The sequence below is a fragment of the Martinezella rhizogenes genome (assembly GCF_027460065.1).
GTDB classification, from domain to species: Bacteria; Pseudomonadota; Alphaproteobacteria; order Rhizobiales; family Rhizobiaceae; genus Agrobacterium; species Agrobacterium rhizogenes_C.
Genome location: NZ_JAPYZZ010000032.1, coordinates 14,299 through 29,432, shown reverse-complemented (window position 1 = coordinate 29,432; position 15,134 = coordinate 14,299). Strand labels below are relative to the sequence as shown.

Below are 15,134 nucleotides of genomic sequence, written 5' to 3'. Positions count from 1 at the left end.
ATACTGCCAACGCCACATCCAGACGGTCCTTGGAAACATCGATGCCAACAATATTATCCATCTTATCCCATCCTTGCCTAATCGGGCTTCGCACACGCAAGCGGCCCCGGCGACTGTTCGGGTTCGATGAAAAGGCGGATGGAGACCCTGGCTCATTCACGGGATCAATGTCCCCAGGGGGGATCGGTCTTCCATCCACAACCGCACGAGCGACAATATCACAGTGCGACGAAATCAAGTTACAAGGGGAGAGGGAGCAGGGACAAGGAACAAGCGCCCCGTGGTAATTACTCCGCCACAGTCGTCTCGGTCCGTTCCGCCGCCTTGACGGTCGCCGTGATCTCCTTCGGGTCGCGGCCGGACTTCTTGTCGTAGCTTACCTTCACCGAATAATCGCCGGGATGCAGGGTTTCCTGATGTTTCGTGCCGTAACGGCCGGAAATCTCCTTCTGCGTGCCCTGAAGGTCCTTGGTCGTTTCGACGATATCGATCCGTTCCGCGCCGGGGGCGGTGATGGCAAGAACCCCGGCATCGAGATTAAGGGTAATTTCCGTGCGCTTTCCGGCGGTTACTGTGAAGGGCTGCTCCACCGTCACCTTGCCGAGACGGGCACGCATGACAAAGTCTCCGGCCGGCATTTCCATCGATTTGCCCGTGCCGTAAGTGCCGTTGATGGTCTGGCGCGTGCCATCGAGGGTTTCCTTGGCGGACATCGCCTCGAAACGGATGTCGTCCGTTTCGACGGCCTTGCCGCCTTCCGCATAAACCGCCCTGGCGACGACAACGCCGCTCGGAATGACCAATTCATGGCTGATCTTTTCGCCGGCCTTGATGGCAAGCGTTTCCTGCGCCCGCGCCGGGCCTATGCTGCCGGTGAGGACAATCTCTCCCGCCGGCACGAAGACCGTATTCTGCCCATAGACGCTGTCCTTGAAATCGCCCTTGGTGATTTCGGTTTTCGCCTGTGTTTCCACATCGCCGCCGGCGCTGCGCTTCGGCACGACAGTCAGTTCCGCCGCGTCGAAATTCACCTTCGGCCGGGCGATGCTTCCGTCCTTCACCTCGAAGGGCACGTCGCGGCTCACATTGCCGAGCGCTGCCACGCCGACATATCGGCCGGCCGGCAGCTTCGCCTCGAATGTGGCGTCATAGGAACCGCCGGCATTCTCATCCGTGCGCGCTCCAGTTCGGTCGGCCTTGTAGAAATCCCATCGTACCTTGTCGCTGTTGCCGAGCGAGGGGCCACCATCAAACAGGACCGCATCGGTGACGACGTTATATTGCGGGGCCGGTTGCTGCGCCTGCAAGGACACCGGCAGCGCGATTGCGAAAAGCGCGGCGCCAACGACGTTCATCGAAAAAGAAGCCATTTTCATCACGGACCCCATTGCGGATTACCCCCCTGCCTGAATGGCTCTTCCTGCCGCGGCGACAGGCGGTGACAGAAGAACCCGTTGTGCACAACGTTTTTGCCGCGCTTCGGGTTCCCCGCCGGTCGCCGCAAATCACGCGTGCTTGCCGCAACAGCCATTTATTTCGCATTTTCCGTGACTTGTTCAGGCTTTGATAACCATCTTCGGTAACCATAAGCGTCAGTAGAGAGTAAGCGTATGGAGCGAGTACCAATGGCAGCAGTTTTTCCGCTGGCCGATTTTCGGCGTGCCGGTTTTGATCGTGCGGGCGAGAGCGACGCCTGGAAAGACAGCATCATCAAAGGTGATTGTGTCGCTGCCTTGGATGCCCTCCCGAGCCAGTCGGTCGATGCGATTTTCGCCGATCCGCCCTATAATCTCCAGCTTGGCGGCACGCTGCACCGGCCGGATCAGTCGCTGGTCGACGCCGTCGATGACGAATGGGACCAGTTCGCCTCCTTCGAGGCCTATGACGCCTTCACCCGCGCCTGGCTGCTCGCCTGCCGCCGCGTGCTGAAACCGAACGGCACCATCTGGGTCATCGGCTCCTATCACAATATTTTCCGCGTCGGCGCCATGCTTCAGAACCTCGATTTCTGGATCCTCAACGATATCGTCTGGCGCAAGACGAACCCCATGCCCAACTTCAAGGGTCGTCGTTTCCAGAATGCCCATGAGACCATGATCTGGGCCAGCCGCGATCCGAAAGCCAAAAGCTATACCTTCAACTACGACGCGCTGAAGGCCTCCAACGACGATGTGCAGATGCGCTCGGACTGGTTGTTCCCGATCTGCAGCGGCCATGAGCGGCTGAAAGGCGACGACGGCAAGAAGGTGCATCCCACCCAGAAGCCGGAAGCTCTGCTGGCCCGCATCATCATGGCGTCCACCAAGCCGGGTGACATCGTGCTCGATCCGTTCTTCGGCTCCGGCACCACGGGCGCCGTCGCAAAACGCCTCGGCCGCCACTTCGTCGGCATTGAGCGCGAACAGGATTACATCGATGCGGCATCCGCTCGCATCGCTGCCGTCGAGCCGCTCGGCAAGGCGGAACTCACCGTCATGACCGGCAAGAAGGCTGAGCCGCGCGTTGCCTTCAACACGCTGGTGGAAAGCGGCCTCGTCCGCCCCGGCCAGGTACTGACGGATGCAAGACGCCGTTATAGCGCCATTATTCGTGCGGATGGTACGCTCGCATCCGGCGGGACCGCCGGTTCCATTCACCGCCTCGGCGCGAAGGTTCAGGGTCTCGATGCATGCAACGGATGGACGTTCTGGCATTTCGAAGATGGCGACGCGCTGAAGCCGATCGATGATCTCAGAGCTATCATCCGCAGTGAAATGGCAAAGGCCGAATAGTCAAAAGCCCAAAAGGCTGGAGACGGACGATCCACCGCCCGCCCTTGTCAGAATACGTCTCTGTCCGGTTTAGTACCTTCAGTCCCGGATAGAGAAACGACCAACGCCCGGCACCCTGGTGTCGGGCGTTGGTATTTTCGAATATAAAACTTTAGCTAGACAAGTTTCGCGCAAGAGACGAGCAATACTGTCTCAAATCAGAGCAGTGGTTGTGAAAATCCGGTTCGGAAAGTCACAAAAACACTGCGTCCGATGCCGCTTGCGGCAGGACTGGCGCAGGCCGGAGACCGCCATTTCCGCCTGCGCCAATTTCTTTTCCCGATCCGTTTTGACAAACTTTGCCAAATTCTGCACCCTGTCCTCAAAGGAGATGAAGATGGCGACCATGAATATATCGCTGCCCGGCCAGATGAAGGAATGGGTCGAGGCACAGTCTAAAACAGGCCGTTACTCCAATGCCAGCGACTATGTGCGTGATCTCATCCGCAGGGATCAGGAACGGGGCGAAAAGATCGCCGCCATGCAGCGCCTGGTGGATGAAGGATTGCAGAGCGGCATTGGTGATCGTTCGCCGGAGGCCTTGTTCGCCGAGGCCGAGGCCCGGCCAGCGAAACGCGATATCGGCTGATCATGGGCTTTCGCCTGTCTCTGCTCGCGGAAGAGGACGTCATTCGTATTGCGGAGGAGGGCATCCAGATATTCGGGCCCAAACAGGCACGGAAATATCATCGGGAACTCTTCGCGATCTTCGAATTGATATCGTGTAATCCGCGAATGGCGCGCGAACGGGACGAATTGTCGCCGCCGCTGCGCATTCATCGCTTCAAGGCGCATCTGGTTGTCTATAGCGTCGACGCGGACGACGAAGTGTTCATCGTCCGCGTGCGTCATGGGCATGAGGACTGGGTGAATGAACCCTAATCCATGGCATGACGCGATATCAGGGGGCGGTGTCCTACACCGCCACCCCATAGGCCCGCAGATCCTGCTTCAGCTTTTCCGCGCCGGTAAAATGCACGGCCTGCCAGCCGGCGGCCTTGGCGCCTTCGACATTGGCGAGCGTATCGTCGATGAAGAGGCTGGTGGCCGGATTGAGGCCGAATTCCTTTGCGTGCAGATCGTAGATCGCCACATCCGGCTTCAAAAGCTTCACATCGCCGGAAACCGTAACGCCGCGCGGCAGAGTGAGGAAGGGGAACATCTTCTGCGCCTCGCGAAAAGTGTCGGAAGCGAAGTTGGTCAGCATCGTCACATCGTGGCCGCTATCGATCAGGCCAACCATGATCGCGACGCTGTCATCATAGGAGTGCGAGACCATTTCGTGCCAAAACTTGCGGAAGGCGCGGATGTGTTCTTCCCGTTCGGGAAACCGCTCAAGCAGCAGCGCCTCGGCATCTTCCCAGCGGCGGCCGCGATCCTGTTCGAGGTTCCAGTCATGGGTGCAGACATTCTCGAAAAACCATTGGCGCTCATCGGCATCTGGAATGAGGCGGCTATAGGGAATATGCGGATCGTAATGGATCAGCACCTTGCCGATGTCGAATACGATATGGTCAATCTTGGTCATCGAACTTTCCTGCTTTTATCGAATGCGGATGGAATAGCTGCTGCAATGACTTTTTTCATCACCGTTGGCAGCGCCTGCGCGTCAAGATTTGTAACCGGCTCCCACCATCCGTCATCCGGTCCGGTTTGAAGGCCATCCGGCACCTGCGCGCGATAGACGGTCAGACGCAGTTCGAAATGGGTGAAGACATGCACGATCACGCCCGCCATCTGCCAGTCGGCAGCAAAGGGTGCGTGGCTCACCTCCGTGCCGCCATCCATCCGCGCGGTCCACGCCGTTGTCGGCACCTCGGTCATGCCGCCGAGAAGCCCGCTGTCGATGCGCCGCCGCAGCAGAATTTCTCCCTCTGTATTCACTGCGACGAAAGCAGCCCCGAGCCGCACGGGCTTGGCCTTCTTCGCCGCCTTCACCGGAAACCGCTCCGGCTCGTCATGGGCAAGCGCAAGACAGGCGCCATTGAAAGGACAGAGCGCGCAGGCCGGCCGTTTCGGCGTGCAGATCGTCGCGCCGAGATCCATCATCGCCTGCGCAAAATCGCCGGGTCGGTCTGCGGGCGTCAGTTCGGCGACCTTCATTTTCATCGCCGGCTTGGAGCCGGGCAGGGGCGCATCGATGACAAAGAGGCGCGAGATCACGCGCTCCACATTGCCGTCCATGACAGCCGCCTGCCGGTTGAAGGCGATGGCCGCCACCGCGGCGGACGTATAATCGCCGATGCCGGGCAACTGCTTCAGGCCCTCTTCCGTATCCGGGAAGATACCGCCATGCTCGCGCGCTACGGCTTCCGCGCATTTCTTCAGGTTGCGGGCACGGGCGTAATAACCCAGCCCCGCCCATGCGGCCATGACATCCTCGACCGGCGCCGCCGCCAGATCGTCAACACGCGGCCAGGCGGCCAGAAACTTCAGAAAATAGGGTTTGACCGCCTGCACCGTCGTCTGCTGCAGCATCACTTCGGAGAGCCAGACGTGATAGGGATCGGCACGTTTCCCCTTTGCCGCCATGGCCGGGGAAGTGCGCCAGGGCAATTCGCGATGGTGCCGGTCGTACCATGCGAGCAGCATCTGCGCATAAGACGACGAGGCGGGTTTTTGAAGCATGGTTTGCCGTTTCTGTTCGATTTGGCCTATAGTTGGGACATAAGAAGCGGGCGATCAAGAACATGCGGATTCGCCTGCTCCCAAAACGTGAGTGAAACATGCGTTATCCCCAGAAGGGCGTTATACAGCGGAAGGGCGTCGTCCAGATCGCCGAGGTCGCCAATGGCATCATGGACCCGGTACTCTCGAAACGGGCGGGCATCAACACGGCGCTGCTCGGCTCCTGGGACGAGATTGCCGGCGACGATTTTGCCGATTGCACCCGGCCGGAAAAGATCACCTGGCCGCGCCGCGACGAAGGGCCGGATCGCGGCGGTTATCAGCCCGGCGTGCTGACGATTGCCTGCGAAGGCGCGCGCGCCCTGTTTCTCACCCATGCGCAGGGCGAACTCATCGCCCGCATCAATGGTTTTTTTGGCTTCCCGGCCGTGCGCCAGATCAGGATCGTGCAGAAGCCGGTGTCGCAGGCCATCACCCGCCGGCGCAAACCGCAACCCCTGCGCGGCGATGCGGCAAAACGTCTCGATGACATGATGGAAGGCATCGAGAGCGAGGCATTGCGCAAGGCGGTGGAGAGGCTTGGCACGGCGGTCTTGCAGAAGAAGCCGCGTGGCCGAACCATTTGATCGGTGCGGTTGTCCTTGACTGGTCACAATTCTTTGACAAGAAGAGTCCAAAACCCCGCTTGTGATGAACAGGCCGTCGCTATATCGGAATCAACGGACAATAGAGTCTATTACCAACAGGTGCTTTCATGCATTTTCCCGAACTGACCATTTCCCGTCGCAGCCTTCTCGGCGGTGTTGCCCTTGCCGCCATTGCCACGGCCCTGCCGTTTGCCTTCACGCCCGGTATTGCCGAGGCGCAGGAATTGCCTGAATCCACCGGTGACGTGGATATGGCTGCGGTGATGAAGCCCGGCCCGCTGCCGGAAGCAGCGCTCGGCGATGCCAACGCACCCGTCAAGATCGTCGAATATATGTCGATGACCTGCCCGCACTGCGCCAACTTCCACAACAAGACCTTCGACGAGATCAAGAAGAAGTACATCGATACCGGCAAGGTCTATTTCGTGCTGCGCGAATTCCCGTTCGATCCGCGCGCCGCTGCCGCCTTCATGCTGGCGCGCTGCGCACCGGAAGGACAGTATTTCCCCTTCGTTTCCATGCTGTTCAAGCAGCAGCAGAGCTGGGCTGTCGCCCAGGATGCGCGCGCCGCCCTGCTGCAAATGTCGAAAATGGCCGGTTTCTCACAGGAGTCTTTCGAGGCCTGCTTGACGAACCAGAAACTTCTGGATGATGTGAACGCAACCATGCAACGCGGTGCGACGGAATTCGGCGTCAACTCCACGCCGACTTTCATCATCAACGGCAAGAAATACGCAGGAGACATGTCGGTTGAAACCATGTCGGCTGTCATCGACAAGCTGCTCTGATCACCGAAGCCTTCAGAAAGCGGGCGGCGGATATTTCCGCGCGCCCGTTTTTTATTGCCCGTCTTCTTGCCGGGGTGTGCCGGCATGAAGTTCAACAAGCTCCGCGTCGTCGGTTTCAAGTCCTTCGTTGAACCTTCCGAATTCATCATCGAGCCCGGTCTGACCGGCGTCGTTGGCCCGAATGGCTGCGGCAAGTCCAATCTCGTCGAAGCGCTGCGCTGGGTGATGGGCGAGAATTCCTACAAGAACATGCGCGCATCCGGCATGGATGACGTCATCTTCTCAGGTTCCGGCAACCGCCCGGCCAGAAATACCGCCGAAGTCGGCCTTTATCTCGACAATTCCGACCGCACCGCGCCCGCTGCCTTCAACGATGCCGATGAAATTCAGGTGACGCGCCGTATCGAGCGCGAAAACGGCTCCGTTTACCGTATCAATGGCAAGGAAGCCCGCGCCAAGGATGTGCAGCTGCTGTTTGCCGATGCCTCCACCGGCGCTCGCTCGCCCTCGATGGTCGGGCAGGGGCGTATCGGCGAGCTCATCAACGCCAAGCCGCAGGCTCGCCGCCAGCTGCTGGAAGAGGCGGCCGGCATTTCCGGCCTGCATTCCCGCCGCCACGAGGCCGAGCTTCGCCTGCGCGCCGCCGAGACCAATCTGGAGCGGCTGGAAGACGTGACCGCCCAGCTGGAAAGCCAGATCGAAAGCCTGAAACGTCAGGCGCGTCAGGCCAACCGCTTCAAGATGCTGTCCGCTGATATCCGCGCCCGCGAGGCCACCCTGTTGCACATTCGCTGGGTGGAGGCGAAGGAGGCCGAAGGCGAGGCGGAAAGCGCCCTCAACCAGGCCACAAACATCGTCGCCGAAAAGGCTCAGGGCCAGATGGAAGCGGCCAAGCAGCAGGCCATCGCCAGCCTGAAACTGCCGGAACTGCGCGAGGACGAGGCCCGCGTGGCCGCCGCCCTGCAACGCCTGCAGATCGCCCGCACCCAGCTGGATGACGAGGCGAACCGCCTGCTGCGCCGCCGAGACGAGCTGGCGCGCCGTCTGTCGCAGCTTGGCGAGGATATCGTCCGCGAGGAACGGCTGGTTGCCGATAATGCCCAGATACTCGCACGGCTGGACGAAGAAGAGTCTGAACTTCTCGAAATCCTCTCCGATTCCGGTCGCCATGCTGATGAAATGCGTGAAGCCTTCGAGGCTGCGGCCGTCAAGCTGGCGGAAAGCGAAGCTATTTTCACTGCCATCACCGCCGAACGCGCTGAGGCGGCGGCCGGCCGTCAGCAGTTGGAGCGGGCGATCCGCGATCTTTCCGACCGCAAACTACGGCTCGAGCGACAATCGCAGGAAGCAACGGCCGAGATCGAGTTCATCGACGAAAAACTCTCCGGCCTTCCGGACCCCGCAGAACGGCGTGAAGCGGTCGAGGCAGCTGAGATCGCCGTCGAGGATGCATTGATCGTGGCGGAGGAGGCCGAGGCTGCCGTTGCCGAGGCACGTTCGGCCGAAGCGCTGGCGCGCGGGCCACTGGAAACGGCGAAGAATCGGCTGAACGCGCTGGATACCGAAGCGCGCACCATCACCAAAATCCTCGCCTCCAGTGCCGCTGCCAATGGCAGTTTCACGCCGGTGGCGGAAGAAATGACGGTGGAGCGCGGTTATGAGGCCGCATTGGGCGCGGCGCTTGGCGACGATCTCGAAAGCCCGCTCGATGCGAGCGCCCCCGCTTATTGGGGCGGCAACGGAAATGGTGCGGATGATCCCGTCTTGCCGCAGGGTGCGAAACCGCTGCTGGACTATGCGCAGGCGCCGGATGCGCTTAGACGCGCCCTTGCGCAGATCGGTGTCGTCGCAGACGTATCGGAGGCCCGACGCCTTCTGCCTTCGCTGAAAGCCGGCCAGCGGCTGGTAACACGCGAAGGCGCCCTGTTCCGCTGGGACGGCCACATCGCCAGTGCCGATGCACCGGGTGCTGCAGCCCTTCGCCTGTCGCAGAAGAACCGCCTCGCCGAAATCGAAGCCGAACTGGACGAGGCCCGCTCCATTCTGGACGAGGCCGAAGACCAGCTAGCCGCGAGAACCGAGGCCATCAGAAGCAGCGAATTGCAGCTTTCGGACGTGCGCGACCGGAGCCGGCTCGCGACCCGCCAGCTTGCCGAGGCACGCGAGGCGCTGACATCAGCCGAACGGGCCTCAGGCGATCTGCTGCGCCGCCGGGATATCGTTTCCGAAGCGCTGAACCAGATCGGCGCGCAGATCGATGAGATCGCCGTTCAGGAGGAAAATGCCCGCATCGAAATGGAAGACGCACCGGATCTTTCCGTGCTTGATCTCAAGCTGCGTGAAAGCCAGCTGGAAGTCGCGACTGACCGCGGCCTGCTGGCGGAGGCCCGTGCGCGCCATGAAGGCGTGAGCCGTGAGACGGAAAGCCGCCAGCGCAGAATTCAGGCGATAGGGCAGGAACGTTCAACCTGGCAGTCGCGGGCGGCAAGTGCGGCCGACCACATCGCCACGCTGCGCGAACGCGAGGAAGAGGCGCGCGAGGAAATCGCCGAGCTTGATATAGCGCCGGAGGAGTTTGACGAGAAACGCCGCAACCTCCTCAATGAATTGCAGAAAACCGAAGACGCCCGCCGCGAAGCCGCCGACCGACTGGCCGAGGCGGAAAACCTGCAGCGTGCCGCAGACCGGGTGGCGGCAACGGCGCTTTCCGAACTGGCGGAAGCCCGCGAAAAGCGCGGCCGCGCCGAAGAGCGGCTGGTTTCCGCCCGCGAGAAACGGCAGGAGACCGAACACCGCATTCGCGAAACGCTGAATACCGAGCCGCATATGGCGTTTCGCCTGACCGGCCTTGGCCCGGACCAGCCGAAGCCCGATATCCGCGATGTCGAGCGCGATCTCGACCGGCTGAAGATCGAGCGCGAAAGGCTTGGTGCCGTCAATCTGCGCGCCGAGGAGGAACAGGCGGAGCTTTCCGCCAAGCTCGAGGCGCTGATCAAGGAGCGGGATGACATCATCGATGCCGTGCGCAAGCTGCGCGCCGGCATCCAGAACCTCAACCGCGAGGGTCGTGAGCGGCTGATTGCCGCCTTCGACGTGGTCAATTCGCAGTTCCAGCGGCTTTTCACCCATCTTTTCGGTGGCGGCACGGCGGAGTTGCAGCTGATCGAATCCGACGATCCTCTGGAAGCCGGCCTCGAAATCCTCGCCCGGCCGCCGGGCAAAAAACCGCAGACCATGACGCTGCTTTCCGGCGGCGAGCAGGCGCTGACGGCCATGGCGCTGATCTTCGCGGTCTTCCTCACCAATCCCGCGCCCATCTGCGTGCTGGACGAGGTGGACGCACCTCTCGACGACCACAATGTCGAGCGCTACTGCAACCTGATGGACGAGATGGTGGCCTCCACCGAAACCCGCTTCGTCATCATCACCCACAATCCCATCACCATGGCCCGCATGAACCGCCTCTTTGGCGTCACCATGGCAGAGCAGGGCGTATCGCAGCTCGTCTCCGTGGATTTGCAGACTGCCGAACAGTTGCGCGAAGCCGTCTGAGGCGGCTCGTTCGGGATCATCTCCCGACTTTTGCTCAATGTGAATTTATCTTGCCGTATCACCCATTCGGGTGAGCGACATCTCGTGGCATTTTGCTATGTATTGGTCACGAACCTAGGGTTCTCTCCAGACCCCACCATCCGGTTTCCTGTACCGGATGGAATGCCTTGCGAGGCCGCTGCCGTGGCCTCGCAAGGCTTTCTTTTCCCGGGTTCACAGAGTGGAGGTGGCTGTATGGCTGGTAGTCGTTTCCGGGGAGCAAACCTCCTCCGTCATGCCGGTCTTGAGCCGGTATCCAGCCAGCCCAAGTTCTTGGGCTGAAAAGACTCTTCCCGTCGCGCAGACGTGCGTCGGCTGGATTCCGGCTCAGGGCCGGAATGACGGGAGGAGGAGACGCAGCGAATCCCTGTAAACCATTGGCCTGCTGCAACTGCCAATCGCGCAGTGTGTGAATTTCTCCGCGCATGATGCATGGAGGCCTACCGTCACTCAACCTGGCACCAGCCGCAGCCGCGTGCCCCACGGGTCGATCGCCTCCACGACCTTATTCTCCATCTCCACCAGCACATAGCCGGTTGCCCGCAGACGCTCCTTCTGCGCCTCGAGATCGGCCGCATCGCGAATGGTGAGAGAAAACCAGTCGAGACCGGTCTCCATGGTATTGCGTTGCTTCGCGCCCCGGCTGTTCCACGTATTGACGGCCAGATGGTGGTGATAACCGCCGGAGGAGAGGAAAGAGGCGTCCGAGCGCGCATCCTGCGTCGGTCGCAGGCCGACCGCCTTTTCGTAAAAGGCGCGGGCAGTGGCGATTTCACCGACCCTTAGGTGAATGTGGCCAATGCGCATGCCGGCCGGGGCGGTCTCATAATCGCTTTTTCTGGTGTCGGTCAGCGTCACGAGATCATCGACATCGAGCGGTTCGGTGCCCATCTTCACCACGTTACCGCTCCAGACCCATGTGTCCCTCGGCCGGTCGCTGTAAACCTCGATGCCATTGCCTTCGGGATCGTTGAGGTAGATTGCCTCGCTGACATTGTGGTCGGCAAAACCCGTTAGCGGCACCTGCTTCAATGCTGCATGCACCAGCCAGCGTGCCAGATCCTTGCGGGAGGGCATCAGATAGGCGATGTGGAACAGGCCGGCGGAGGTGGGGCTTTCGAAATCCGCCGCCGGCTTGTGCACGAGATCGAGCAGGGGCACGTTTCCGACGCCGAGCGTCACGCCCCTTGCCGTGCGTTCCACCTCGTTCATGCCGAGAACCGAACGGTAATAATCGATCATCTGATCGAGATCGCGGACTCGCAGCGCCGCCTGACCCACATGCATCGGTGTCGTTAAGGCGAAGGGCAGGGCGGCATTTGCGGGGGCTGCACCCCCTTCTGCTTTGAGCGCACCGGCGAGAGCGGTGGCGGCACAGGAAATTCCGGCAAATTTCAACGTATGGCGGCGGGTAAATTGCATGAATAATCTCTTTGCAGTGATTTGAATGGCTTAGGCAACACTCCGTTTCAGCGCACTACACGAATGCGTCAATCGTGCCTTATTTGGCCTTTGCGGCAATTCTTGCGCGCAATTCGCCGCAATTATGCTGCACTGCGATGTAAACTGCACGTTGCGGCGTTCCCAACATGCTGGCAATGCTGTAGATGATAGAAAAATGACAACGCTTCTGGGTGGAGAGCGTGGAATGAAAAAGTGGGTTTATACCTTCGGCAATGGTGCTGCCGAAGGCAGGGCAGGTGACGTTGCTATATTGGGCGGCAAGGGCGCGAACCTTGCCGAAATGGCAAGTCTCGGCCTACCCGTTCCCCCCGGCCTCACCATCATCGCCGATGCCTGCGCCCTTTATCACAAGAACGGCCGCGATCTTCCCGAAGAGCTGAAGCTGCAGGTCATGGCCGGCCTGCACGGCATGGAGATCGTCACCGGCAAGACCTTCGGCGGTAGCCATTCGCCGCTGCTTCTCTCCGTCCGCTCCGGCGCCCGCGCCTCCATGCCCGGCATGATGGATACCGTCCTCAACCTCGGTCTCAACGACCGCACGGTCGAGGCGCTGGGCCACGATGCGGGTGATGCCCGGTTTGCCTGGGATAGTTACCGCCGTTTCATCCAGATGTATGGCGACGTCGTCATGGGCCTCGATCATGAAATGTTCGAGGAAATCCTTGAGGATGAAAAAGGCCGGCTTGGCCATGAATATGATACCGACATGTCGGCGGTCGAATGGCAGCACGTCGTTTCGCTCTACAAAAAGCTGATCGAGGATGAGCTCGGACAAGCCTTCCCGCAGGACTGTCATGTCCAGCTCTGGGGCGCCATCGGCGCGGTCTTTGCCAGTTGGACCAACCATCGCGCCGTGACCTATCGTCACCTGCACAATATTCCAGGCGACTGGGGTACTGCCGTCAATGTGCAGGCCATGGTCTTCGGCAATCTTGGTTCGTCCTCGGCAACCGGCGTCGCCTTCACCCGCAATCCCTCGACCGGTGAGGCGGAGCTTTACGGCGAATTCCTCGTCAATGCACAAGGGGAAGACGTGGTGGCGGGCATCCGCACGCCGCAGTCGATCACGGAGGCCGCACGGCTGGTATCCGGCTCCGACAAGCCGTCGATGGAAAAGCTGATGCCGGAGGCCTTTTCCGAATTTCTGGCGATCTGCAAGCGGTTGGAAACGCACTATCGCGATATGCAGGATCTGGAATTCACCATCGAGCGCGGCAAGCTCTGGATGCTGCAGACCCGTTCCGGCAAACGCACCACCCGCGCCGCCATGAAGATCGCCGTCGATATGGTGGAAGCAGGGACGATTTCGCAGGAGGAGGCGGTCTGCCGCATCGAGCCTTCATCGCTCGACCAGCTGCTGCACCCGACGATTGATCCGGGCATTTCCCGGCCCATCATCGGCTCCGGCCTGCCGGCTTCTCCGGGGGCGGCAACGGGCGAGATCGTTTTTACCTCGGAAGAGGCTGTCGCCGCCGAAGCCGAGGGGCGCCGCGTCATTCTGGTGCGCATCGAAACCAGCCCGGAAGATATTCACGGCATGCATGCTGCCGAAGGCATTCTGACGACGCGCGGCGGCATGACCAGCCACGCCGCCGTGGTGGCGCGCGGCATGGGCATTCCCTGCGTCACCGGTGCCGGTTCCATGCGTGTCGACATGCGCAACAGGGTGCTGATCGGCGTTGGCTGCATGCTGAAACGCGGCGATGTCATCACCATCGATGGCTCTTCCGGCCGGGTGCTGAAGGGCGAAGTGCCGATGACGCAGCCGGAACTGTCAGGCGATTTCGGCAAGCTGATGCAATGGGCAGACAATCTGCGCCGGATGACGGTGCGCACCAATGCCGATACGCCGGCCGATGCCCGCGCCGCCCGGGCCTTCGGTGCTGAGGGTATTGGGCTGTGCCGCACCGAACATATGTTCTTCGAGGGTGACCGCATTCATGTGATGCGCGAGATGATCCTCGCCGAAAGCGAAAAGGGCAGGCGCGCCGCGCTCGATGAGCTTCTGCCGATGCAGCGTTCGGATTTCACCGAATTGTTCCAGATCATGCACGGCCTGCCGGTAACGATCCGCCTGCTCGATCCACCGCTGCACGAATTCCTGCCGAAGACCGATGGTGAGATCGTCGAGGTGGCGGCCGCCATGGGCATGCCGCAAACGGTGTTCCGCCAGCGGCTGGATGCGCTGCACGAATTTAACCCCATGCTCGGCCATCGCGGCTGCCGTCTCGCCATTTCTTATCCCGAAATTGCCGAAATGCAGGCCCGCGCCATTTTTGAAGCTGCCGTGGAGGCGGCCCGTATCACCGGCGCGCCTGTTGTGCCTGAGATCATGGTGCCGCTCGTCGGTCTGCGCTCGGAGCTGGATTACGTCACTGAGGTCATCGATGGTGTTGCCGCTGCCGTGGCGCAGGAAACCGGCATGGAGATCGAATATCTCACCGGCACTATGATCGAGCTGCCGCGTGCTGCCCTGCGCGCCCATGTCATTGCGGAAGCCGCAGAATTCTTCTCCTTCGGCACCAACGACCTGACACAGACGACGTTTGGTATTTCGCGTGACGATGCGGCGCGTTTCATCAATACCTATCAGCGCAAGGGCATCATCGAACGCGACCCGTTCATTTCGCTCGATTTCGACGGTGTGGGCGAACTCATCCGCATCGCCGCCGAACGCGGACGCCAGACGCGGCCGGAACTGAAGCTCGGCATCTGCGGCGAACATGGCGGCGATCCGGCCTCGATCCATTTCTGCGAGGATGCGGATCTCGATTACGTGTCGTGCTCACCCTTCCGTGTTCCCATCGCCCGGCTCGCTGCGGCGCAGGCGACGCTGGCTGCGCGGGCGAAGGAGGGGCAAACCCGAAGCAATGTCGCCTTCATTCCCGTCAGGGGTTCTGTCGGACGATGATCTGACGTTCGACCACGACCGGCCGATAGAACATGTCGCGGTTCATCTGCGCCTGCCAGGCGCGGTTGTCGGCGCGGCGGTCCATTTCCAGATCGAGAAGGCAACCGGCCATCGGGTCCGTGCCGGGGCGGAAACCATAGCCCCGGCATGTCGCCTCATCCCGCGCGCGGCGCTCTTCCGGCGTCAGCGTCTGGCAGGCGGTGAGCGCCATAAGGGCGGCAAGCGAACCGAGGACGATGGAAACACGCATCTTGTTTCTCCCTGATATGACAGCCGTACGGCACTTTTATTGCCG

Annotated in this window: 13 protein-coding genes; 7 read left to right on the top strand and 6 right to left on the bottom strand. The window is 61.0% G+C overall.

Features of this window, described 5'->3' with window-relative positions; all coding sequences use genetic code 11:
• Window positions 1–287: 287 nt before the first annotated feature.
• Entirely contained in the window at window positions 288–1,388 is a 1,101-nt protein-coding gene (locus O8B93_RS27040; RefSeq protein WP_269712978.1) for a hypothetical protein, read from the bottom strand.
• Between the two features lie 237 nt (window positions 1,389–1,625).
• Between O8B93_RS27040 and O8B93_RS27035 the strand changes: the two genes are divergently transcribed.
• Window positions 1,626–2,771 carry a site-specific DNA-methyltransferase gene (locus tag O8B93_RS27035; protein ID WP_269712977.1) on the top strand — a complete coding sequence of 382 codons (1,146 nt, stop codon included), beginning with the start codon at window positions 1,626–1,628 and terminating at the stop codon, window positions 2,769–2,771.
• Window positions 2,772–2,963: 192 nt separating this feature from the next.
• Here the strand turns inward: O8B93_RS27035 and O8B93_RS27030 are convergent, their stop codons facing one another.
• The gene (locus O8B93_RS27030) at window positions 2,964–3,158 is read right to left on the bottom strand and encodes a hypothetical protein (protein WP_269712976.1); all 195 of its coding nucleotides are present in this window, start codon (window positions 3,156–3,158) and stop codon (window positions 2,964–2,966) included.
• Here O8B93_RS27030 and O8B93_RS27025 point away from each other — a divergent pair.
• Window positions 3,148–3,399, top strand: coding sequence for a type II toxin-antitoxin system ParD family antitoxin (locus O8B93_RS27025; protein ID WP_269712975.1), 252 nt, complete (start codon window positions 3,148–3,150; stop codon window positions 3,397–3,399). The genes O8B93_RS27030 and O8B93_RS27025 overlap by 11 nt on opposite strands.
• 2 nt (window positions 3,400–3,401) lie before the next feature.
• Window positions 3,402–3,692, top strand: a complete 291-nt coding sequence (locus O8B93_RS27020; RefSeq protein ID WP_269712974.1) for a type II toxin-antitoxin system RelE/ParE family toxin — start codon at window positions 3,402–3,404, stop codon at window positions 3,690–3,692.
• Window positions 3,693–3,726: 34 nt separating this feature from the next.
• Here O8B93_RS27020 and O8B93_RS27015 read toward each other — a convergent pair whose 3' ends face one another.
• Window positions 3,727–4,338: an HAD family hydrolase gene (locus O8B93_RS27015; protein ID WP_269712973.1), complete on the bottom strand. Its 612-nt coding sequence runs from the start codon at window positions 4,336–4,338 to the stop codon at window positions 3,727–3,729.
• Complete coding sequence (gene mutY / locus O8B93_RS27010; protein ID WP_269712972.1) at window positions 4,335–5,438, bottom strand: A/G-specific adenine glycosylase; 1,104 nt, start codon at window positions 5,436–5,438, stop codon at window positions 4,335–4,337. The genes O8B93_RS27015 and mutY overlap by 4 nt, the downstream gene beginning before the upstream one ends.
• Before the next feature lie 98 nt (window positions 5,439–5,536).
• Here mutY and O8B93_RS27005 point away from each other — a divergent pair, with 98 nt between their 5' ends.
• The 3 genes from O8B93_RS27005 to O8B93_RS26995 all read left to right on the top strand — a co-directional run bounded on the left by O8B93_RS27005 (window position 5,537) and on the right by O8B93_RS26995 (window position 10,425).
• Window positions 5,537–6,064: a DUF721 domain-containing protein gene (locus tag O8B93_RS27005; protein WP_269712971.1), complete on the top strand. Its 528-nt coding sequence runs from the start codon at window positions 5,537–5,539 to the stop codon at window positions 6,062–6,064.
• A gap of 128 nt (window positions 6,065–6,192) precedes the next feature.
• Window positions 6,193–6,873: a DsbA family protein gene (locus O8B93_RS27000; RefSeq protein WP_269712970.1), complete on the top strand. Its 681-nt coding sequence runs from the start codon at window positions 6,193–6,195 to the stop codon at window positions 6,871–6,873.
• An 84-nt stretch (window positions 6,874–6,957) separates the two neighbouring features.
• The gene (locus tag O8B93_RS26995) at window positions 6,958–10,425 is read left to right on the top strand and encodes a chromosome segregation SMC family protein (protein WP_269712969.1); all 3,468 of its coding nucleotides are present in this window, start codon (window positions 6,958–6,960) and stop codon (window positions 10,423–10,425) included.
• A gap of 489 nt (window positions 10,426–10,914) precedes the next feature.
• Here O8B93_RS26995 and O8B93_RS26990 read toward each other — a convergent pair whose 3' ends face one another.
• Window positions 10,915–11,886 (bottom strand): VOC family protein, encoded by a 972-nt coding sequence (locus O8B93_RS26990; protein ID WP_269712968.1) that lies wholly within the window; start codon window positions 11,884–11,886, stop codon window positions 10,915–10,917.
• Window positions 11,887–12,112: 226 nt separating this feature from the next.
• Here O8B93_RS26990 and ppdK point away from each other — a divergent pair, with 226 nt between their 5' ends.
• A complete protein-coding gene (gene ppdK / locus O8B93_RS26985; RefSeq protein ID WP_269712967.1) occupies window positions 12,113–14,839 on the top strand; it encodes a pyruvate, phosphate dikinase in 2,727 nt (908 codons plus the stop codon).
• Here ppdK and O8B93_RS26980 read toward each other — a convergent pair.
• Window positions 14,817–15,089: a hypothetical protein gene (locus O8B93_RS26980; protein ID WP_080825678.1), complete on the bottom strand. Its 273-nt coding sequence runs from the start codon at window positions 15,087–15,089 to the stop codon at window positions 14,817–14,819. The two genes, ppdK and O8B93_RS26980, sit on opposite strands and share 23 nt — an antisense overlap.
• Between the last annotated feature and the right edge of the window lie 45 nt (window positions 15,090–15,134).

Coding starts and splice junctions, on each gene's coding strand:
- O8B93_RS27040 (WP_269712978.1), bottom strand. CDS start 1,388: ATGGGGTCCGTGATGAAAATGGCTTCTTTTTCGATGAACGTCGTTGGC.
- O8B93_RS27035 (WP_269712977.1), top strand. CDS start 1,626: ATGGCAGCAGTTTTTCCGCTGGCCGATTTTCGGCGTGCCGGTTTTGAT.
- O8B93_RS27025 (WP_269712975.1), top strand. CDS start 3,148: ATGGCGACCATGAATATATCGCTGCCCGGCCAGATGAAGGAATGGGTC.
- O8B93_RS27030 (WP_269712976.1), bottom strand. CDS start 3,158: ATGGTCGCCATCTTCATCTCCTTTGAGGACAGGGTGCAGAATTTGGCA.
- O8B93_RS27020 (WP_269712974.1), top strand. CDS start 3,402: ATGGGCTTTCGCCTGTCTCTGCTCGCGGAAGAGGACGTCATTCGTATT.
- O8B93_RS27015 (WP_269712973.1), bottom strand. CDS start 4,338: ATGACCAAGATTGACCATATCGTATTCGACATCGGCAAGGTGCTGATC.
- mutY (WP_269712972.1), bottom strand. CDS start 5,438: ATGCTTCAAAAACCCGCCTCGTCGTCTTATGCGCAGATGCTGCTCGCA.
- O8B93_RS27005 (WP_269712971.1), top strand. CDS start 5,537: ATGCGTTATCCCCAGAAGGGCGTTATACAGCGGAAGGGCGTCGTCCAG.
- O8B93_RS27000 (WP_269712970.1), top strand. CDS start 6,193: ATGCATTTTCCCGAACTGACCATTTCCCGTCGCAGCCTTCTCGGCGGT.
- O8B93_RS26995 (WP_269712969.1), top strand. CDS start 6,958: ATGAAGTTCAACAAGCTCCGCGTCGTCGGTTTCAAGTCCTTCGTTGAA.
- O8B93_RS26990 (WP_269712968.1), bottom strand. CDS start 11,886: ATGCAATTTACCCGCCGCCATACGTTGAAATTTGCCGGAATTTCCTGT.
- ppdK (WP_269712967.1), top strand. CDS start 12,113: ATGAAAAAGTGGGTTTATACCTTCGGCAATGGTGCTGCCGAAGGCAGG.
- O8B93_RS26980 (WP_080825678.1), bottom strand. CDS start 15,089: ATGCGTGTTTCCATCGTCCTCGGTTCGCTTGCCGCCCTTATGGCGCTC.